The 19,355-nt window shown below is 44.9% G+C and carries 18 protein-coding genes; 6 read left to right on the forward strand and 12 right to left on the reverse strand.

Going from position 1 to position 19,355, the window contains the following annotated elements:
* Positions 1–66: 66 nt before the first annotated feature.
* From QUA43_RS14590 to QUA43_RS14605, 4 genes are all read right to left on the reverse strand, one after another.
* A complete protein-coding gene (locus tag QUA43_RS14590; protein WP_333374837.1) occupies positions 67–1,095 on the reverse strand; it encodes a PstS family phosphate ABC transporter substrate-binding protein in 1,029 nt (342 codons plus the stop codon).
* 116 nt (positions 1,096–1,211) lie between these two features.
* Complete coding sequence (locus QUA43_RS14595; protein WP_333374838.1) at positions 1,212–1,571, reverse strand: metalloregulator ArsR/SmtB family transcription factor; 360 nt, start codon at positions 1,569–1,571, stop codon at positions 1,212–1,214.
* Positions 1,572–1,670: 99 nt separating this feature from the next.
* Positions 1,671–1,925, reverse strand: coding sequence for a hypothetical protein (locus QUA43_RS14600; RefSeq protein WP_333330615.1), 255 nt, complete (start codon positions 1,923–1,925; stop codon positions 1,671–1,673).
* A gap of 177 nt (positions 1,926–2,102) precedes the next feature.
* Positions 2,103–2,777: a HEAT repeat domain-containing protein gene (locus tag QUA43_RS14605; RefSeq protein ID WP_333374839.1), complete on the reverse strand. Its 675-nt coding sequence runs from the start codon at positions 2,775–2,777 to the stop codon at positions 2,103–2,105.
* A gap of 267 nt (positions 2,778–3,044) precedes the next feature.
* Between QUA43_RS14605 and QUA43_RS14610 the strand changes: the two genes are divergently transcribed.
* Positions 3,045–5,504 carry a CBS domain-containing protein gene (locus QUA43_RS14610; protein WP_333374840.1) on the forward strand — a complete coding sequence of 820 codons (2,460 nt, stop codon included), beginning with the start codon at positions 3,045–3,047 and terminating at the stop codon, positions 5,502–5,504.
* Positions 5,505–5,897: 393 nt separating this feature from the next.
* Here the strand turns inward: QUA43_RS14610 and QUA43_RS14615 are convergent, their stop codons facing one another.
* The 6 genes from QUA43_RS14615 to QUA43_RS14640 all read right to left on the reverse strand — a co-directional run bounded on the left by QUA43_RS14615 (position 5,898) and on the right by QUA43_RS14640 (position 13,259).
* Positions 5,898–8,255: a polysaccharide biosynthesis tyrosine autokinase gene (locus tag QUA43_RS14615; protein WP_333374841.1), complete on the reverse strand. Its 2,358-nt coding sequence runs from the start codon at positions 8,253–8,255 to the stop codon at positions 5,898–5,900.
* A gap of 1,040 nt (positions 8,256–9,295) precedes the next feature.
* Positions 9,296–10,726 (reverse strand): MFS transporter, encoded by a 1,431-nt coding sequence (locus QUA43_RS14620; protein WP_333374842.1) that lies wholly within the window; start codon positions 10,724–10,726, stop codon positions 9,296–9,298.
* A 454-nt stretch (positions 10,727–11,180) separates the two neighbouring features.
* Positions 11,181–11,624, reverse strand: a complete 444-nt coding sequence (locus tag QUA43_RS14625) for a Uma2 family endonuclease (protein WP_333374843.1) — start codon at positions 11,622–11,624, stop codon at positions 11,181–11,183.
* Positions 11,590–11,742, reverse strand: coding sequence for a hypothetical protein (locus tag QUA43_RS14630; RefSeq protein ID WP_333374844.1), 153 nt, complete (start codon positions 11,740–11,742; stop codon positions 11,590–11,592). Before QUA43_RS14630 ends, QUA43_RS14625 begins: the two co-directional genes overlap by 35 nt.
* A 58-nt stretch (positions 11,743–11,800) precedes the next feature.
* Positions 11,801–12,355 carry a hypothetical protein gene (locus QUA43_RS14635; RefSeq protein WP_333374845.1) on the reverse strand — a complete coding sequence of 185 codons (555 nt, stop codon included), beginning with the start codon at positions 12,353–12,355 and terminating at the stop codon, positions 11,801–11,803.
* A gap of 226 nt (positions 12,356–12,581) precedes the next feature.
* On the reverse strand, positions 12,582–13,259 hold the full coding sequence (locus QUA43_RS14640; protein ID WP_333374914.1) for an ATP-dependent Zn protease: 678 nt from the start codon (positions 13,257–13,259) through the stop codon (positions 12,582–12,584).
* Positions 13,260–13,514: 255 nt separating this feature from the next.
* On the opposite strand from QUA43_RS14640, the gene rseP reads away from it, so the two are divergent.
* The 3 genes from rseP to rpsN all read left to right on the forward strand — a co-directional run bounded on the left by rseP (position 13,515) and on the right by rpsN (position 16,154).
* Entirely contained in the window at positions 13,515–14,609 is a 1,095-nt protein-coding gene (gene rseP, locus QUA43_RS14645) for an RIP metalloprotease RseP (RefSeq protein ID WP_333374846.1), read from the forward strand.
* Positions 14,610–14,885: 276 nt separating this feature from the next.
* A complete protein-coding gene (gene nth / locus QUA43_RS14650) occupies positions 14,886–15,530 on the forward strand; it encodes an endonuclease III (RefSeq protein ID WP_333374847.1) in 645 nt (214 codons plus the stop codon).
* 321 nt (positions 15,531–15,851) lie between these two features.
* Complete coding sequence (gene rpsN, locus QUA43_RS14655) at positions 15,852–16,154, forward strand: 30S ribosomal protein S14 (protein WP_333148712.1); 303 nt, start codon at positions 15,852–15,854, stop codon at positions 16,152–16,154.
* 199 nt (positions 16,155–16,353) lie between these two features.
* On the opposite strand, the gene QUA43_RS14660 is transcribed toward rpsN, so the two are convergent.
* Positions 16,354–16,683: a hypothetical protein gene (locus tag QUA43_RS14660; RefSeq protein ID WP_190740107.1), complete on the reverse strand. Its 330-nt coding sequence runs from the start codon at positions 16,681–16,683 to the stop codon at positions 16,354–16,356.
* Positions 16,684–16,747: 64 nt separating this feature from the next.
* On the opposite strand from QUA43_RS14660, the gene aat reads away from it, so the two are divergent.
* The gene (gene aat / locus QUA43_RS14665; RefSeq protein ID WP_333374915.1) at positions 16,748–17,326 is read left to right on the forward strand and encodes a leucyl/phenylalanyl-tRNA--protein transferase; all 579 of its coding nucleotides are present in this window, start codon (positions 16,748–16,750) and stop codon (positions 17,324–17,326) included.
* Positions 17,327–17,395: 69 nt separating this feature from the next.
* Entirely contained in the window at positions 17,396–18,958 is a 1,563-nt protein-coding gene (locus QUA43_RS14670; protein ID WP_333374848.1) for a HEAT repeat domain-containing protein, read from the forward strand.
* Here QUA43_RS14670 and QUA43_RS14675 read toward each other — a convergent pair.
* A complete protein-coding gene (locus QUA43_RS14675) occupies positions 18,944–19,327 on the reverse strand; it encodes a hypothetical protein (RefSeq protein ID WP_333374849.1) in 384 nt (127 codons plus the stop codon). The genes QUA43_RS14670 and QUA43_RS14675 overlap by 15 nt on opposite strands.
* Positions 19,328–19,355 lie beyond the last annotated feature (28 nt).

Here is a 19,355-nt window from a genome sequence, read left to right on the forward strand (position 1 = left end):
AATCTCTTGATAACTTTAGCTTTGTTGTTAGATTATAGTTGCAATCCAGAAGGTTCACAATTATACCTAAAAAGTTGCCTGCTGTCGCAATAACTCGCCAATAGTCAAGTCAAGCTGAGCTTTGCCACCAAAAACTGTGCCCACCTTCCCATTGTAGAAGTGCTGATAAATTAGTTGATAGCCTTCTTTTGGTAAAGGAATATAACCCACAGAACTAACTAAGTTCGGAGCTTTCTTCATGTAGAATTCTACAAAGTTGCGTAGTTCTACTTTATTTTGAGCCGAGTTGTAGTTGACATAGATAAATAGAGGTCGTGCCAGGGGCTGATACTGAGCTTTTTCTACAGTTTCGCGGGATGGCAACACTGCTCCTTTGCCTCTGTCAATACCTACAGCTTTCAATTGACTTTGGTTGTCTTCGTAATAGGACAATCCAAAGTAACCCAAAGCATTTTCGTCTTTAATAACTCCCTGCACTAAAACTGTGTCGTCTTCACTAGCTGTATAGTCGGTACGGCTGGCTTTCGCAGTACCTACTGTTGCCTCTGTGAAGTAGTCAAATGTACCGGAATCTTTGCCTGCACCGTAAAGGGTGAGAGGTAGATTCGGCCAATTGGGTCGAATCTGATTCCAGCGGGTAATTTTTCCTTGGGCGGCGGGTTCCCAAAGTTTTTTTAGTTCGGCTACTGTGATGTCTTTTGCCCAGCTATTTTTGGGATTGACTACTACTGTGAGTGCGTCAAATGCGACAGGTAATTCGTAGTAGCGGATGCCTGCTTTGTTGCAGGCTTCCATTTCCCCTGCGCTGATGGGGCGCGAGGCGTTGCTGATGTCAGTTTCGCCAGCACAAAACTTTCTAAATCCTCCACCAGTACCGGAGAATTCAACAGTAATTGATGCTTTTTGGGGATTGGTATTTTGATATTCTTTGGCGATCGCATCCGTAATTGGATACACGGTGCTGGAACCGTCTATTTTAATGCTTTGCGATTCTGGCGACTGGACTTGTCCGCAGGAGTTGAGAAGCCCGATCGCACCTATGGTCAAAGCAACTATACTTAGTGCGAAAACCTTGGGCTTTTCTGCTGAGTTCATTGACCTCACCCAATGCCATAACTAAGGGGTACATTGGAATCATATCAATAAAACTTGATATGTCAAGTATGAGGGAAGACAAACAGGCAATAAACACATTAAGAAATGTTGATGGGTTAATCTGCGTCAGAACAAGGGCGCGCCGGCAGGATCTGGCTGAAGCGGCGGTATTCGGCGAGGTACTGTTCGAGGGCGACAAACTGAGCTAAATTGAGGCTGTAGTAGATCCAGCGACCTTCTTGGCGGCTGCGAACTAAACCGGCTTCTTTTAGGGTTTTGAGGTGGAAAGAGAGTTTAGGCTGAGGGACAGAAAGCCGATCGCACAATTCGCAAACGCACAACTCCTGTTGCTGCAGCAACTCCAGAATCTGAATCCGCAGGGGGTCAGAAAGAGCGTGAAAGCCTGCGGAGACAAGTTTTTCCGAAATCTGTCGCTGTGAAATGCGATCGGGTGCAGTCGTAGAATTTTTAAGCATCAATTATTTTGAAAACATCCATACAAAACATCATAGTTTCTCAAGTTTCATCCCAGAAAATCACTGTATTCAGCATCGACAGATCCTTCGGAGTGGATATTACTTCGGAGTCTGTACCCGGGCCGGCACATCAGTGAGTCCGGCTTTTTGCATCAGCGAAATCACCCCTATAGATAGAATTCCCCCAATAATTGCCCCGACAACTACCAGGATAATAAAGACTTTTTGCAGAGTTTTTTTAGTTGCCGGGTGGTACTGTTTCGGCAATGCTTCACCTTGCTCGTCAACTTCTTGCTCCAAGGGGTCTAGCGGATTGGAGGGATTTGAGTTAAAGGGATTGGGCGCTTGATTCATGGTTAGTTTGGGTTAAAGGAGATCGACAACTATTTTAACTTGCGATTTAGCCTCGCAGCTTAAATAATACATTCTGGTTTTACTGAATACTCTATAAATTTTATTAAGATTGCTAACATACGGATTAACCCGGTTTATTGAATAAACCGGGTTTTTCAACATACTAAAAGTTTTATGTCACGCTTCTGCTTTTGACAAACGATCGAGAGAAATTGTTGCCGCCTCAGATACTTGAGAATTGCTATCTTTTTCTAAGTATTTTAAAGCCGAAACGCTCTTAACACTCGGCAAATTGCCCAAAGCTTCAGCCAGCCTCTGACGGATCAGCCAATCTTCCGACTGAGCAAAATTGAGGATGCGATCGATCGCCCCAAGATCTTTAATTTCCCCCAAAGCCGAAATTGCCGCCTGCTGGATCACCACTTGCTCGCTGTCGAGAGCTTTCAGCAGCACATCGCGGGCCCGGGGATCTTTGAGATTCCCCAGAGAAACAGCAGCACTAAAGCGCACCAGCCATTCAGTATCTTCGTAAAAAGCCCGCACCAAAGCATCAAAAGCTCTGATATCTTCCAGATAGCCCAAAGCACCCGCAGCGTCAGCGCGAATGCCGTAATCCGGGTCTGTTTCTAGCAATTTGACTAGAATGGGATAACACTCGGCTGTCGGTTTGACCCCGAGAGCAAACACAGCCATCGATCGCACCTGCAAACTTTCGTCGTTCAACACCTTTTTAATCAAAGGCACCGCCTCTGCAGCAGGCACATTCCGCAAGTTGGCCAAAGCCACCATTCGATCGGCGGAATTTTCGCTTTCTAACTTGGCTGCAATTTGCTCTAAGCTTAAAGTTGTCATTATGGATAAATCTTGTAGTAAAACTTTACATTCGGGTTATTTTGATTATAGGGGAGTCTCAGGGGAAAAGCAGGCAGTAAAAACCGCCCTGCGTATTTGAGATGAGTAAGATTGCGGATTAGTGAGACGATTAATCTAAAGCTCAGATTGCGTGGAAATAATCAATGAGAAAGTTTATTATTTAAATCCCAAGCACAGGCGAGGTGTTTCTGCCGTTCCCTAAGGCTTTGCCCGATAGTTAGCCGCCCTCTGACAACCTGATCAACTATGCCGTTCTACCACCCGCCCTTTTACTCCTCAGCCTTAGAACAAGCGATCGATCGCTACCCCCTCACTGCCGGGCCAGAAACTTCCTTAGCAGTGGCGATCGCCCTGATGAGTCAGTTGCAAAACAGTTGTCCCCTAGTCAAAACACCTGTACCCTCAGACCGGGGGGCGATCACCGAAACATCCGCGCCGGAAAAGATGCGGGCCCGGTGCGTGTTCGTCGTGCAGAACCAGCAGACTATTACCACAGGCCACTTATCCGACAACCCCAGCCGCGGGCTGTTAATCGGCATATTAACTCCCGCCGACCTAGTGAGGCTGATAGCTTCTGGCACAATAGACGGCCAGGACAAAGTAGGCCTGCACAAAATACCGATTTCCGAAGTGATTTCCCCGGTGTCGGTCTCCCTCACAGAATCCGATGACCAAGACGTGTTTACCGCCTTATCCTTATTTCGCCAGCACAAGATTCGCTATTTGCCGATCGTCAATCAATTTCGCCACTTGGTAGGAGTGCTGACACGGGAAAGAATTCGCCAAGTATTGCAGCCTTCAAACATTCTTAAATTGCGGCGGGTAGCAGAATTAATGACTACGCCAATTACAGCGCCCCACACCGCCTCACTGCTGAGCATAACCGAACTGATGTCAGAACATCAAGTCAGTTGTGTAGTGATTACAAAAAACAAAGAATTAACAATGGAGAAGCCCAAAGATGACTATACCTCCATTTTTCACTATTCCTTTCACCAACCCCTGGGAATTATTACCGAATATGACATTGTGCAGGCACAGTTTCTTGAACTAAATTTCCAGCAAACCCCAGCTCAAAAAGTCATGAGAACTCCCCTGCAATTTCTTCAACCTTCCGATTCCCTATGGACGGCGCACAAAGAAATGGATCAGCAACAAGTGCAGCGGTTGGTCGTATGCGGGGGACGCGGAGAACTGTTGGGAATTATTACTCAGACCAGCTTGCTCAGAGTCCTCGACCCCACGGAAATGTACCGAGTTGTCAAACAGTTGCAGCAGTCGGTTTATCAACTCCAAGCCGAAAAAGTGGAACTGTTGCAAAGCCGGAACGCCAAACTGGAACAGCAGGTGCGGGAACGGACTGCAAAACTCCACGAACAATTGCAGCGCGATCGGCTGTTAACTCACATTTCCTTGCGGATTCATCAATCCTTAAACCTCGAAGAAATTCTCCACGCCAGCGTCGATGAAGTCCGCCAAGTTTTGCAAGCTGACCGAGTAGCAATCCTGCATTTAGAGTCCAGCAATTACGGCATTGTAGTGGCAGAATCCGTTGCCGAAAATTGGCCTTCAATCTTGGGAGAAATCATGCCGGATAATATTTGGCAAGAATCTGCTTCGGTGATCGAACAGGAAATTTATGCCGTCCCCGACATCGACCAAGCCTGTTTGAGCGCCGAAAAATATGCGCGGTTCCAGCAAGCGCAAATCAAAGCTTATTTGATTGTACCAATTTTGCAAGACGGCAATTTGTGGGGGATGATGTGTGTCCATCAGTGTTCCCAATCCCGTCAGTGGCAGCCTTCGGAAGTGGATTTGCTGCTGCAACTGGCAACTCAAATCGCGATCGCCATTCAGCAAGCCCAACTCTATCAGCAAGTCCAAAATCTCAACACCGACCTCGAACGCCAAGTCCAAGAACGCACCGCCGAATTGCAGCAAAAAGTTCACGAACTCCAGCATTTAAACGTCCTCAAAGATGAATTTCTCAGCACAGTTTCTCACGAACTGCGGACGCCTTTAGCTAATATAAAAATGGCTATTCATATGCTGAGAGTTTCTCCCACACCAGAGCGACGCCAGATTTATCTACAAATTTTAGAAACAGAATGTACTAGAGAAACAGATTTGATTAATGCTTTGCTAGATTTGCAGCGGCTCGAAGCCGCAACTTGTCCGATCGACCTCGAACCAGTAAACTTAGAAGTCTGGCTGCCTACTATTATCGACCCGTTTTACACCCGGGCCCACGACCGCAACCAGGATTTGCGAGTAGAGTGCGATCGCCACCTCCCCACGATCAGTTCCAACCGCGCTAGTTTGGGACGAATTTTAGCCGAACTCCTCAACAATGCCTGCAAATATACGGCCAATGACGGCGAAATTTCTCTGAAAGTCGAGTGCAAAAACGGAGACGGCGAACAAAGAGGACAAAGGAAAAATTCGCGACAAGCAAGTGCTATGGCTTCACAAATCCAATTTACACTCAGCAATCAATCGTCGATTTCCATAGAGGAATTGCCTCGAATTTTTGAGAAATTTTATCGAGTTCCCAACGCCGATCCTTGGAAGCAAGGAGGTACAGGTTTGGGTTTAGCTTTGGTTCAAAAACTTGTCGAACAGTTGCAGGGAAAAATTGAGGTTGAAAGCAGGAATGGCTGGACTAATTTTATAGTCACATTTCCTACCAACCCGGATGGAAATTAGTCCGCCATCAGTCAATTTTAGATTTTAGATTTTAGATTTTAGATTTTAGATTTTAGATTTTAGATTTTAGATTTTAGATTTTAGATTTCCGCCTAAGAGGTTCGCCAAGCGCTTAGTCAAGTCGCGTTCAGTCGAACGATTTTAGATTTTCCATTTACCCCACAGACGAATCTGGGAGTTTGAACAAGAGTCTAAAATTTTGGGATTTCCATGACTACTGTCGGGGGCTTGTATCCTTTTTTTTGGGTGTCAGCTTTTTTGGGTATGATATCATGTCCAGTCGAGTGACCGCGATTTTTGTAGGGGGGGTTCACCAACAATACCTGCCAATAATTGACCCTCTCAAAAACCCGCCCCGACCGGGATATTATGGTTAATCGATCGGACATGATATCACTCTTTTTTAGGAGCTAGTTTGCGGATACGAGACGGTGCTGGTGCCAAATTCAAATATTCATTTTTATCTTCAACAACTGATGATCTAGATACTGGATACTTCTTGCGTTTAGAGGCATGATTCGCAACTGTACCCAAGCATGGTATGCCAAAATTTTCTAATTGACTGAAAACTTTTTGGACTAAAGAAAAGGGAACCTGGCGAATTGCTACAACCATCAGTATGCCATCGGTGCGCGCCGCTAAAAAATTCGCATCTTTACTATCCGCCAGCGGTGGCGTATCGTAGATAACTAAGTCAAATTTTGCCTGAAGTTCTTCCATTAAATACTGCATTTGAGATGATGCCAACCGTCTGGCAGTACCGGGAACAGGGAGACCGGCAGTTAATACAAAAAGATTATCTGCTAGATGCGATCGTTGGATAATTTCATTGGGTTCGTTTTTATGGTCGAGCAAGTTGCTCAATCCCTTGACATTAGGCAGTTCCAACAGCAAGTGCAGGCTGGGCGCATGCAAATTGGCGTCTACTAACAACACTCGCTGACCCGCCAGCGCTGCCACGTAAGCTAAGTTTAAAGCAACGGTAGATTTGCCTTCGCCAACTGTAGCCGAGCCAATTGCCAAAGAGCTAATCGTTCGATTTGAAGAAAGAAAGCGGATATTAGTATAAAGAGAGTCAAAAGCTTCTATAAATTCCGCAGCAATTTTCTTATTACCCTCTTTTCCTTCAAGATAAGCATAGGCATTAGCAATAGAAGGCGGCAATTTTCTAGCATTTTTGTCAAGAGGAATTGCTCCCAATAAAGGCGCATCAACCGCATCTTTCACGTCATCAGCACAGTAGAAAATATTGCGGAACTTTTCAATGAGGATAGCAGCTCCCAGACCCAAAACTAGGGCTCCAACAACTGCCATCACTAATTTGTTTTTAGCTTTCGATGGAACTGTCATCAACTGGCCCTTCTCATCTCGCGGTATCCGTGGTTCAGAAATTATTTCCCAAGGTACTTGGCTTTGAGCTGCTTGGACGCGCAGAGTTTCCCGCTGGCTTAAAAGTTGATCGCGGGTGCGGGCGGCTACTTCTAATTGCTGTTGCAGTTCGTTGTAGCGGCGGGCTATGCTGGGGAATTCTGTTGCTTGTCTGTTTAAATTGTTTTTAGTTTGGGTGATTGCTTGAAGGCGAGCTTCTAAGACTTCAACTTGGTTAGCAGTATCAACCAATTGTTTAATCAAGCCTATGCGAATAGAATTTTGAAAATTCTGAACTTTAGAATTAGCTTGGGTGCCTACTAAATTTTGCCCCAAAATTCGATCAGTTTGCTGGTTGAGCAAAGCTACTAAATTTGCCCGCTTGCGCTCTAAAGCTTCCACTATAGGGTTAGCAGATTTAAAACGAGCTGTTTCTACAGCAATCTGACCTTCTACTTCCTTAACCTTGGTCAGCAACTCTTTATATTGAGGTTCTTCGCTTAAAGCTGAAGCGGCAATAGCTTCATTTGGTGTAAAATCTAATTGTTTTTGCAAGTTAGCGTACAGCGTTTTCTGTTCTTGCAGTAGCCTTTGAGTTTCTAACTCTAAAGTTTCTACGGTACGAACTTGCGCTATTAATTGCGCGCCTTGTTCTTGAGGGTTGGTAATCTTTTGCTGCTGCTGTATCACCTGTAACTCCGATTTCAGGTCGTTTACGCGCTTATTGAGTCCCGGAAGCTGGTCTTCAATAAATTTAACACCTTCACCAATCCGAGTCTTGCGTTCATCAAGACTGTACTTTAAATATTTCTTTTTAGTTTCTTGTAAAACGAACTCAACTAATTTAGGATCGTTCCCCATGAAGCGAACTTCCAAAATTTTAGTCATCGTCATCAGATCTTCTCCCATCCGCAAAACGACTAATTCTTTTTGAAGAATTTTTTCGGTAAATTTTGGATATCGTTTTTGGACTTGTTGAACAATAGCTGACAGCATCTGAGGACTCTGGAGAATTTGAAGTTGAGTTGCATAGTCCAAACTAAAAAAATCTCTACTAGGTACTCCTCCCCCCTCGCTGCGATTGGCTAGGGCAGAGGGATCAGCAATTCTGGCCTCCGTTGTCACGGGTTCCACTAGCATCCGAAAATCGCCTTGATATGTTTTCTTGCTTCCCTTGATTTGATAAACAACTCCACCGCCTACTAGACCTATAATCCCAATAATGATTAGGGCTTGTCGCTGAAAAGTCCTCAAAAACGGCTTTAGATTCAATCCTTTCTGAGGCTGCGCGCTTAACTCTTCTCCCTCGTCAACGGAAAATTGCTGCACCTGTCGGCTCTGGTTGCTAATGGGTACGATATGAGCGTCCTGTTCTCTTTCCATGTTGACCTCTTGGATATTTTGTGGGTAAAATCAGCTTTCTTCTGCGAGCCTTCAGGTTGATACTTTGAGCATTGGCTTAAGGATATCACACGAAATTATTGGTTGGTCGAACCCACTTCCTTCTAATAGTTCTCACTACTTTCACATAGTATACAAAAATAACTAAATCCCTATGCTATGTCGGCGGTAAAAGTTCTTTTACAAGTGCTGGAGAGTTAGATCAGACTGCATTTGGCTCTGCTGCGTTGTGCTTGTATTTCGGGTTTCCGGGCGACGAAGCAAACTTTTTCAGGTGTCGCTCAGCTTCCCCACAGGGGGTTCCATAACTTTACCAAACTTTTACAATTGACCGTAACACCTCAGCCTCCGCTTGCGCTGGTATTGATTTGTCATCTATGCCATTTTTCGGTTCGGAGTCCACGGCAGAAGCACTTGTTAACTTACGCGCTAACTGACCGGCTAAAAGGTTTTGCATTTCCCATGTAGATATAATTAGCCACATTCAGCAGATTTTTGGGAACGGCAACTAATCGAATCAATTTCCGAGAAAAATCTGTTTCTTCTTTTAATTATAAACTTTTGAGGAGCTGGATGACTGATTAAGTGTATATACTTAGTTTCCCCTGGGGATAATATCACAAATTCATCTCTATAGCGTGCTACAGACATAAAATTTAATAATTTGTGTTCTCAAGCCCGATCGACATCTCGAACAACTCAAGCCTGGTGGGTTTGTCTACCGGGGCAGATGGCGTGGCGCGATTTATGTATTTTCGTAAAAAAACTAGATTTCTGGGTTCCGGGGCTATTACTAAAACTATCGCTTTGATTCGTCTTCCGAGCAAGCTATAGCAATCCTTTCGGTAAACGCGCAACGGGCTTTTTTTTGAATTAACCGATGCCATAAGAAGATGACACATTGTCAAAGAAAAAAAAGAGTTCGCACAGGATGGGAGGATTGCTATTGATCTTGATCGGATTAGCTATCGGTAGTTATTGTTTTTTGATTTTACTAATTACCAACTACTCCTTATTAGCGCTTACTGATTTTGTGCTTTTCTTTCTCGCAGTTTCAACAATATTTCTGCATGAACTTCGCGGGTTATGGGATAAAAATATGTAAGAATCATGCCAGCAATTAAAGCAATTGTGGGCAGCGGCCCGATCGCAACTCGAATCGCAAATAGTGCAGACTCTGGCTGTACGGGTGCAGGCTGTCCCGGAACTGTAGATAGAAATCCAGCTCCTTCTAACGCTTGGCCTACCAACCACAAACCCCCTGCCAATCCGATTTTTTGCAGCAGTACCATAAACGAATAGAAAACGCCTTCGCGTCTTTCTCCTGTTTGCAGTTCGTCGAGTTCGATCACATCCGGTATCATCGACCAAGGTATTAGATAAGCTGTGGAAACTCCTACACCTGCCATGACTGCTAATAGGTACATCTGCAATACTTGTCCTGGTTGGAGGAAAAATAGTCCAGCTTGGGCAATAATCCACAAACTCATGCCCATAAAATATACGGCTTTTTTGCCGTATCTCTCGCTGACTTTACTCCAAACAAATAGCATGATTAATGCAGTGCCTTGAACTGCGATCGCAACCAAGCTAAAAACGTACTGTGGCTGTTGCATCCAGTTAACAACAAAGTAGGGAATAATAGTAGCCGTCAACTGCACTCCCAGCCAAGAAAAAAGATAAATTCCAATGACGTACAAAAAAGGGCGATTGCTAAATGCAATCTGCAACTGTTCTTTTAGTGGCAAGGATGTAGAATTATCTAGTTCGGCGTTTTCTAATAGTTGGGCTGCGACGTGCTTGCGAGTTCCCAAAACGCACCAGTACAAAGGCAAGACAGAGATAACTGCACAGATTGCACCTAATACTAAATATTGTTGATTCGGGTCCTTTTCAAATACACGAAAGATAATTAGAGCTAAGATTAATGAAAAGATGCTGCCACCAATGGAGAAAGCAAAGCGAAAACTATTAAGGCTAGTGCGTTCGTTGTAGTCTTGAGTAAGTTCTGGAGTCAGGGCAGTGTAGGGAAGATTGACAGCCGTGTAGGCGGTGTTGAACAAAATGCTGATCGCAACATAGTACCAAAATAACACTGTGTGATTCGTGCTAGGTACAATCCACTGCAATAAGAAGAATATGCCGAAGGGAATGCCACCATATATTATCCAAGGATATCGGCGGCCCCAAGGGTGAGAAGTGCGATCGCTCAAAACCCCCACAATCGGGTCATTTATGGCATCCCAAATCTTGCCAACTACCAAAATATTACTGGCTAAGCCGGCAGGTAAACCAGCGACATTGGTAAAGAAAACTAGGAGGTAAAATGCCAAAACATTAGCGGTAATTGCCGGGCCGAGGTCGCCGGCACCGTAAGCTAATTTTGTCGAGAGACTGAGTTTTTGTGTTGCGGGATTGTTGGCGGCTGGTTGAGGCGGGGAAGTGTTGCTCATAAACTTTGATTTCGAGATTTTTTGGCAGTCACAGTCTTTCCAGTAGGAGTATAACTCACGCTACGCCCTAATACTAAGTTTTTTGTAGCGATCGGGATTATTCTGAAGAATTGGTAATTGATAATTGGGAATTGGGAATTGATAGATTTGTAGGGGCGGGTTCACCAACAATAATCGCCCCAAAACAAACAATCTCAAAAACCCGCCCCAACCCAACAAACAAGCCAAATTTACGTTCAAATTTACGGTGGGGTGGGGGCGGGTTTATATGAATTGTCGGTCATTGTTATGTATGGTTTGTGAACCCGCCCCTACAACGTTGTGGTAATTCGAGCGATGTCAATATACACAATACCCGTAGATAGCGTAGCAGCTACGCACCATACCAGGGGCTGGTTTTACCCGAAATATCGATCCGTAGCTAAAGATATTGATAAACCCGCCGCCCACAGCCTTAAGGAAACAATCGCCCTACCTGAACTTCTATTTCTGGAAAGGCCAGCATTGACAAAACATCATCTTCATTAAATACTGTTTCTTGTCGGTAGTTTGCCTCGCCCGGTTCGCGAAAAACATAAACTTGCCGCGTGTTAACATCAAGTATCCAATAATCAGTAATTCCCGCCTTAGCATAAGCTGGTGCTTTCCGCTTGCGGTCTGTTTCTAAAGTCGTGTCAGCTATTTCTATTAATAAGAAAATATTGTCGGGTGCGGGATGAAAATCTTGGTACAGCCGAGGGTCGATTTGCACTACAGCAATATCCGGTTCTGGTTCTGAATTATAACTTAGAGCGATCGGGTCTTGGATGCGAATTAAAGCGAGTCCTGCCAGCAGATTTATGAGATAGTCGGCTGCACAGAGGTTAGTTAGTTGCTGCGTGGGGAGGATTTTTTGCACTTATTAAGATAATTTGACCGTCAATTAATTCGACTCGTCCATCGGGATTGAGAATGCCTGTTTCGGTCATGCGGCGGTATTCGTCTACAGTCCACAATTGTAAATCAGTTACAGTCATGCACAATTTCCTTGGGCGATATTATCTATTATCAATTCACATTCTAGTTTTTCTTAAATTACTCGGTCAACAATCTCGATTTAGCTGTAATTGCTCCCACACACCACAAAATGGCATTGACAATTTCCGATCGCTGAATATCTTCTGTGTCTAAAAAACTTGCAAACTCTTCCTCAATATTCAAATGGTCTGCAAAATCATAAAGTATGCGCTTGTATTCAGTTGGCATCGGTATTAAAGTAGCTTTCACTAAATCGAAAAGCGCGTTCAAACAGTTGAGGATAGTAGCTGACTCGTCAAAATCTTCGGCATCGAGCAAGTACAGCGTTTCTGCAATGTCGCAAATAGCGTCTATTTGTGTGGGTGGCTTTCCCAGTTCGCTGACATCAATATTGCACAATTGGAGAGCGTTAATCGCTAGTTCTGGACGGGTAAAAAATACAAGTTGACCGCCGGCTACTAAGGGCGGCTCTTGTTCTCCATAGACAATTAGAGTATATAGATTTGGTATTTCGGTGCTGGGGTCGATCCGGAAACCGAACAGCCACAACAATTTTTCTGTATTTGGGTTCGCTGTTTGCAGTGTTGTTGGGAAAATTTTTGGTTCTGACATGAATTTTTAATCCCTATAATACGCTCTTAAACTCGGTTTCTACGCAATTTTTTGTTTTAAGCTGTCGCGCATTTAAATTGTATATTCAGGGCGGGCGGGACGCCCAACCCCTACTCCCCACAATAATTTAAGTTTTTTTGACAGACAATTTAAATCCAGAACAGCTTAGTGACAAATCTAGAGAGAAGCCGGGTGTAGAAGGCAAGAGTGCGTAATCTTTTTTATCCTATAATTTTTGCTGAATTATGTCGCAGCATTCGGCAACAGGTGCTCTTTTTTCCATTGCTACTACTAGAGCTTCATAAGCTGATTTGTGGCTTTCTATCAGGTTTTTTGCTCGCAGCAAACCCCAGTTTTGTTTGAGTTGAATCTCGGAACTTGGACGGCGCAGTTGTGTTAAAATTGCACTAATTTTGGTGCGGTCTTCTGCTCCTCCTTCTGCACTGCCGTAAACAAATTTTTCTGCGACTATTCCAGCCATCCACACTGTGCAGTATTGGTCTAAAAGTTGGGCGGAAAGAGTGCCAGTTTGGAGTTGAGATGCTAATTGTTCGTCTTCAAATCGGACGCCACCTTGGGCTGTTTGACCTTGTTTAAATGCTTCCCAAGCGTTGAGGGCGTAGCTGGTTACGGGAATTCCTAACAGGTGGGCGACTAGGAAGTGTCCGGCTTCGTGGTGAAGGATACGATCGCGCTTTTGTTTGGAAGTTCCCCCCAGCCAATCTAATAAAATAGTACCGCCTTGACCTTGCCATTGGAAACTGTCGAGGGTAGCAAGCCCCAACAGGCAAAAAGTGGCGATCGCAGGTACGGCTTCTGGCAAGTTGAATAGGGGCCCCAACAATATTGAAACGGTGATGGCAAAGATAGAAATAGCGATAATATTCAAAGAAGTGTCTTTCATAATGCGGAATTGGTAACTGGGAATTGGGAATTGGGAATTGGGCATCGGGCATCGGGCATCGGTTGAATTATTTTTTTTCCTTCTTCCTTCAGAAAGGCGAAAATTTACATCAGCCCGATCGCGTACCGGCCTGGACTTTGGCTTAAAATGCCATCTTGCTTCCAGTTTGACGGAAAATTGTCCCTCCGAAGCCACCGATATTAAAAAGATATTAAAATAAATCAAAGTCCAGTAAAAGTGTTAGTGGAATCCTTCATGTCAGTTTTGGCAGCGATCGCAGTTTTAGGTATCTTGATTGTCGTTCACGAACTCGGCCACTTCCTGGCGGCGAGACTTCAACACATCCACGTCAACCGCTTCTCCATCGGTTTCGGGCCCATCCTCTGGAAGTACCAAGGCCCGGAAACTGAATACGCCCTCCGCGCCTTTCCCCTGGGAGGTTTCGTGGGTTTCCCGGACGACGATCCCGACAGTACAATTCCCCCAAATGACCCGAATTTGCTCAAAAATCGCCCCGTGCTCGATCGGGCGATCGTCATTAGTGCAGGGGTAATTGCCAACTTAATTTTTGCTTATTTCCTGCTGGTGGTGCAATTGAGCACTGTCGGCGCTGCACAAATGAACTACCTACCGGGAGTTAAAGTCCCGGAGGTCGCCGCCGAAGTCAGTTCGGCCGCGAAACAAGCCGGAATTCGATCGGGCGACGTTGTTCTGTCTGTTGACGGCAAGGAATTGGGCGCTTCCCGCGAAGCAATCAAATTATTGGTCACAGCAATCCAAGATCATCCCAACCAACCCCTAGCGTTGGAAATTCAGCGCCAAGAACAAAAATTTGTGGTGACAGTAACTCCTGAAGAGTCGCCCGACGGCAAAGGTCGCATTGGCGTGCAGCTAACTTCTAACGGCACTGTGGTGCGGCAGAGGGCCGGAATTGTAGAGGCGTTTAGCAAGGCCGCCAAAGAATTTGAGCGGATTGTGGTGCTGACAGTTCAAGGTTTTGGGCAGTTACTTAGCAATTTCAGCCAGACTGCCGACAAGTTGTCCGGGCCTGTGGCGATTGTGGCGATTGGTGCAGGGATTGCCAAATCGGATGCTGCGAGTTTGTTTCAGTATGCTGTGCTAATTAGTATCAATTTGGCTGTGATTAATATCTTGCCTTTACCTGCTTTAGATGGCGGCCAGCTAGCTTTTTTGTTAATCGAAGGACTGCGGGGCAAACCTTTACCGAACCGTATTCAGGAAAATGTTATGCAGACTGGTTTGGTGTTGTTGCTGGGTTTGGGAGTGTTCTTGATTATTCGCGATACTGCTAATTTGGCTGGGTTTGATTTGCGAAATTTCATGCAATAGTAAATGAAGAAAGAGGGAAGAAGGAAGTTCGGCAACGGATTCTGTAACGGATGTAACGGATGTAACGGATGTTAGGAAGAAGGAAGAAGGAAGAATTATCCCTACTTTTCCCTTTTCCTATTTTCCTATTTTTCCCTCTCCTTTTTTTCCTCCGCAAGCGAGGCAGAGCCTCTGGATATCGATTCCCGGGCAGAGCCTGGAAGTTAAAAATAAATAACAAATGACAAATGACTAATGACAAATGACTACTGACTAATGACTAATGACTAATGACTAATGACTAAAAAGTTAAGTTTAAAACAACGATCACTCGAAATTCTGATTCGGCTCAAACGCCTCTATCCAGAAGCTCCTTGCACTCTGAACTACGAAACTCCCGTGCAGTTGCTGGTGGCGACGATTCTCTCGGCTCAGTGTACGGACGATCGGGTAAATTTGGTAACGCCGGCTTTGTTTGAGCGTTTTCCCGATGCGGTGGCTTTGGGAAATGCTGATATAGAAGAATTGGAAAGTCTGGTGCGATCGACTGGTTTCTACCGCAATAAGTCTAAAAACATTAAAGGTGCTTGTCAGGCGATCGTCAATAAATTTAACAATCAAGTACCGCAGCGGATGGAACTCCTGCTAGAATTGCCCGGAGTTGCCCGCAAAACGGCTAATGTCGTTCTCGCCCACGCTTTTGGTATTAATATGGGCGTGACCGTAGACACTCACGTCAAGCGTTTGAGTCAGCGGTTGGGATTGACCGAACATACCGATCCTATAAGGATCGAGCGGGATTTGATGATATTGTTGCCGCAGCCGGATTGGGAAAATTGGTCGATTCGGTTGGTTTATCACGGCAGGGCCGTTTGTAATGCGAGAAATCCGGCTTGCAATATTTGCGAACTTGCAGATTTGTGCCCTTCTGCTAATAGTTAGGTGTTGCGCCAAGGTTAAGTACAGGCAAGATGCCTGTACCACAAAAATCTTGAGTTATTGCAGATTTGTGCCCTTCTGCTAATAGTTAGGTTTTCCACAAATGTTAAGTACAGGCAAGATGCCTGTACCACAAAAATCTTGAATAATTGTGGAACAGGCATCTTGCCTGTTGCTAAAAATCTTGAATAATTGTGGAACAGGCATCTTGCCTGTTGCTAAAAATCTTGTTGACAAAAGAAATAATTCAAATAAAAGCGATCCGAAATGACCAAAATATAGTAAAATAGTAGATTGTGATTTATCTAAGGATATCAACAGATTATGGCTAAAAAGAGCATGGTCGAGCGCGAGAAAAAGCGCCAGAGACTCGTAGACAAGTACGCCGACAAGCGGGAAGACCTGAAAGACCAGTTTGACCAAGCTAGCAATCAGATGGACAAAATGGCGATTCACCGCCAACTGCAACAGCTACCCCGCAGCAGTTCGCGGACTCGCTTGCGGAACCGCTGCTGGGCAACTGGACGGCCCAGAGGTTACTATCGTGACTTCGGACTGTCTCGCAACATGATGCGAGAAATGGCTCACGAAGGTCTTTTGCCCGGTGTTGTGAAGTCTAGCTGGTAGCAGAAAGAAGGAAGGCACGACACGGATGATGACACGGATACACGGATGATGTTTTTCTGAAATTGTCGTGTTTCTGGAGATTTATTCTAAAGAAAAAGGAAGAAGGAAGAAGGAAAAAAACTTATAAATAATCGGCAAGATTATGTTTGGGGTTGATTCTTGTTTCAGACTTATGAGTTAAATTTTCCTCCTTCTTGCTTCACTGGCCGCAGCATTTATCGATGCCGAGACTTTCGAGTAACAAGTCGCTGACGGCATTGGCGATCGCAAATTCGCCGTAGAAGCTTTTAGAAAAATCATAAGCCTGCATTTCGGTGACGATCGCAATTACGAGGCTGCCCACGTCATTTTCGCCTTCCATGCGCTGGCGGACATAGATTTGGGCAGCTCTTTTAGCTATTTGCTGGTTGGCTGCTTCTGGGATAAACTCGGAGTCTAGCCATGCCAGCAGCGTTTGTTGGAGCCATTGGCCTTCTTGTTCGGGGTTTTTGGCGGGCGGTAAGGTAATAGGTTCGATGGTTTCAGACATGATTATTCCTAATTGCTAATGTTGACTTTGAAAAGTTAACTGACAAATGACAACTGATAAATATATGCAATATGATATACCGTCAATTATACAAGGATACGCGCAAGGCTACTTCTTGATGGCAAATGACGGCGAGGAAAGTTTGGGATGGTATTCGAGCCGTCAGCGGGCGCTGATTCCCCTGGATGAAAGATTTACCTATCCCACATCGCTGCGCCGCCAACTCAATCAAAATCGATTTTCGGTGGCTGTGAACCGCGATTTTGGGGCGGTGGTTGAGGGTTGTGCCGATCGCGAAACGACTTGGATTTCTAAGGAGCTCAAGAAGATTTACTGGGGTTTGTATGAGGCCGGTTGGGCTTACAGCTTCGAGACTTGGTGTGGCGACGAATTGGCGGGCGGTATTCTCGGATTGTCGATCGGCGGTGCGTTTATTGGGGAGTCGATGTTTTACCGAATTCCCGAGGGTTCTAAGGTGGCGATGGTGAAGTTGGTGGAGAGATTGCGCGATCGATCTTATCTGCTTTTCGATGCTCAAATGAACAACCCGCACTTGGAAAGATTCGGCGCTTATACTGTTAAGGAAAAACTGTACAACACTCTTTTGCAAGCAGCTTTGAAGCGCCGCTGTTCCCTATTTTGAAAGCTTTGAGCTAATCAGGACTCAATTACGCGACTGCAAACGACTTTTATTATGGATAATTAACCTGACATGATATTATCTCTTTGTGCTTGGGAGTTTTTGCGGCAATTTGAGAAACAAAAAACGATTGAATTAGATAGTTTGATTCAAATTTTTCGGGAATACTGGCGAGATGAGTCTTGGCATGAAGTGTTACGTTTAATGGCGGGAAGGCTGGATGCTAATTTTACAGGTAACATCCTGGAATACTTGATTGATGAAAATGGGGAAGCCGAAAACTTTAGTAATCTGTTTTTGGCGGCGCAGTGTGTTTCAGAAGTCAAGAATAGAAATGATATTGCTGCTATTGCTAGTAAGTTGCGCGATCGAGTCAAAGAGTTAACTAAATACGAAAATAGCAGTGCTTCTACACCTCAAGAATATGACAACCTAGTTTATGAAATTCGCAGACAAGCAGTAGCAGCAGTTGCAGCAACTTGGAAAGATGACCCCGAAACCTCACCTTGGCTCAAACAAGTCGCTCAATTTGACAATCATTGGACTGTGCGACAAGCAGCAATTCAAGAATTAGTGCGCGGCTGGAAAGATGACCCCGAAACCTCACCTTGGCTCAAACAAATCGCTCAATTGGACAATAATTGGGCTGTGCGACGAGCAGCAGTTCAAGAATTAGCGCGCGGCTGGAAAAATGACCCCGAAACCTCATCTTTGCTTAAACAAGTTGCTAAGTGTGACAATGATTGGATTTTGCCAGAAGCAGCAGTTCAAGAATTAGCACGCGGCTGGAAATATGACCCAAAATACTTATATTTGCTCAAACAAATCGCTCAATTTGACGATGATAGAAATGTGCGAAAAGTAGCAGTTCAAGAATTAGGGCGGGGGTGGAAAGATGACCCAGAAATCTTACCCATTCTCAAACAACTGGCTCAATCAGACGATGATAGGGTTGTGCGACGTGCAGCAGTACAAGAATTAGCACGGGGGTGGAAAGATGATCCAGAAACCTTACCCATTCTCAAACAACTGGCTCAATCAGACAATAATTGGGCTGTGCGGCGTGCAGCAGTAGAAGAATTAGTACGGGGGTGGAAAGATGACCCAGAAACCTTACCCATTCTCAAACAACGCGCTCAATCAGACGATGATTGGGATCTGCGACAAGCAGCAGTACAAGAATTAGCACGGGGGTGGAAAGATGACCCAGAAACCTTACCTTGGTTCAAACAACGCGCTCAATCAGACGATCGTGGGGATGTGCGACGTGCAGCAGTACAAGAATTAGCACGGGGGTGGAAAGATGACCCGGAAACCTTACCCATTCTCAAACAACTGGCTCAATCAGACGATGATTCGGATGTGCGACAAGCAGCAGTACAACAATTAGCACGGGGGTGGAAAGATGACCCAGAATTATTTGAGTTATTGTGCGATGTTGCTATCAATGACCCCTTCGATCGCGAGGATCAGTGGCAAGAGAATCCCCGGCAAACAGCTCTTGCAGCTACGATCGAACTATATCCCGATCGCCCTCAAACTTTAGAACTTGTGCGCGATCGCGCTCAGAACGATTCTGACGAAACACTCCGCGAATTTGCCCAGGAAAAATTGGCAGAATTAGAGGGCCAATGAGCGATCGCCTTTATTAGCGATCGCCTTTTCTGCATTAACATCAACCTCATCAACCTGTAAACTTTCATTCCGCCGCCAAAACTCATCCAGCAACTGAAAAAAATACTCAAATCCCTCCCTTTCGTCTACTGAATAAAGCATGATAATTTTCGCCCAAGAATTCACCGACTGTACATTAAAGCGTTTCTGCAACCAAGGCTGAAACTCCCCATAAAACTCATTTTCCTGTTCACTTGGCTCAATCCCAAATTCTCGCCTAGCTGTTTTATAGCCAGCCAAAAACACAAACAAATCGCTAACTGAACATTTCCCAATGTAGATCCCCGGTCTAGCTTTGATCTTTTCTAGAACATCAAATAATCCACTCATTTTTACCTCTGATTTTAACCAACAGTTC

Source organism: Microcoleus sp. N9_B4, from assembly GCF_036701635.1.
Classification (GTDB): domain Bacteria; phylum Cyanobacteriota; class Cyanobacteriia; order Cyanobacteriales; family Microcoleaceae; genus Microcoleus.

Coding starts and splice junctions, on each gene's coding strand:
- QUA43_RS14590 (WP_333374837.1), bottom strand. CDS start 1,095: ATGAACTCAGCAGAAAAGCCCAAGGTTTTCGCACTAAGTATAGTTGCT.
- QUA43_RS14595 (WP_333374838.1), bottom strand. CDS start 1,571: ATGCTTAAAAATTCTACGACTGCACCCGATCGCATTTCACAGCGACAG.
- QUA43_RS14600 (WP_333330615.1), bottom strand. CDS start 1,925: ATGAATCAAGCGCCCAATCCCTTTAACTCAAATCCCTCCAATCCGCTA.
- QUA43_RS14605 (WP_333374839.1), bottom strand. CDS start 2,777: ATGACAACTTTAAGCTTAGAGCAAATTGCAGCCAAGTTAGAAAGCGAA.
- QUA43_RS14610 (WP_333374840.1), top strand. CDS start 3,045: ATGCCGTTCTACCACCCGCCCTTTTACTCCTCAGCCTTAGAACAAGCG.
- QUA43_RS14615 (WP_333374841.1), bottom strand. CDS start 8,255: ATGGAAAGAGAACAGGACGCTCATATCGTACCCATTAGCAACCAGAGC.
- QUA43_RS14620 (WP_333374842.1), bottom strand. CDS start 10,726: ATGAGCAACACTTCCCCGCCTCAACCAGCCGCCAACAATCCCGCAACA.
- QUA43_RS14630 (WP_333374844.1), bottom strand. CDS start 11,742: ATGACTGTAACTGATTTACAATTGTGGACTGTAGACGAATACCGCCGC.
- QUA43_RS14635 (WP_333374845.1), bottom strand. CDS start 12,355: ATGTCAGAACCAAAAATTTTCCCAACAACACTGCAAACAGCGAACCCA.
- QUA43_RS14640 (WP_333374914.1), bottom strand. CDS start 13,259: ATGAAAGACACTTCTTTGAATATTATCGCTATTTCTATCTTTGCCATC.
- rseP (WP_333374846.1), top strand. CDS start 13,515: ATGTCAGTTTTGGCAGCGATCGCAGTTTTAGGTATCTTGATTGTCGTT.
- nth (WP_333374847.1), top strand. CDS start 14,886: ATGACTAAAAAGTTAAGTTTAAAACAACGATCACTCGAAATTCTGATT.
- rpsN (WP_333148712.1), top strand. CDS start 15,852: ATGGCTAAAAAGAGCATGGTCGAGCGCGAGAAAAAGCGCCAGAGACTC.
- QUA43_RS14660 (WP_190740107.1), bottom strand. CDS start 16,683: ATGTCTGAAACCATCGAACCTATTACCTTACCGCCCGCCAAAAACCCC.
- aat (WP_333374915.1), top strand. CDS start 16,748: ATGCAATATGATATACCGTCAATTATACAAGGATACGCGCAAGGCTAC.
- QUA43_RS14670 (WP_333374848.1), top strand. CDS start 17,396: ATGATATTATCTCTTTGTGCTTGGGAGTTTTTGCGGCAATTTGAGAAA.
- QUA43_RS14675 (WP_333374849.1), bottom strand. CDS start 19,327: ATGAGTGGATTATTTGATGTTCTAGAAAAGATCAAAGCTAGACCGGGG.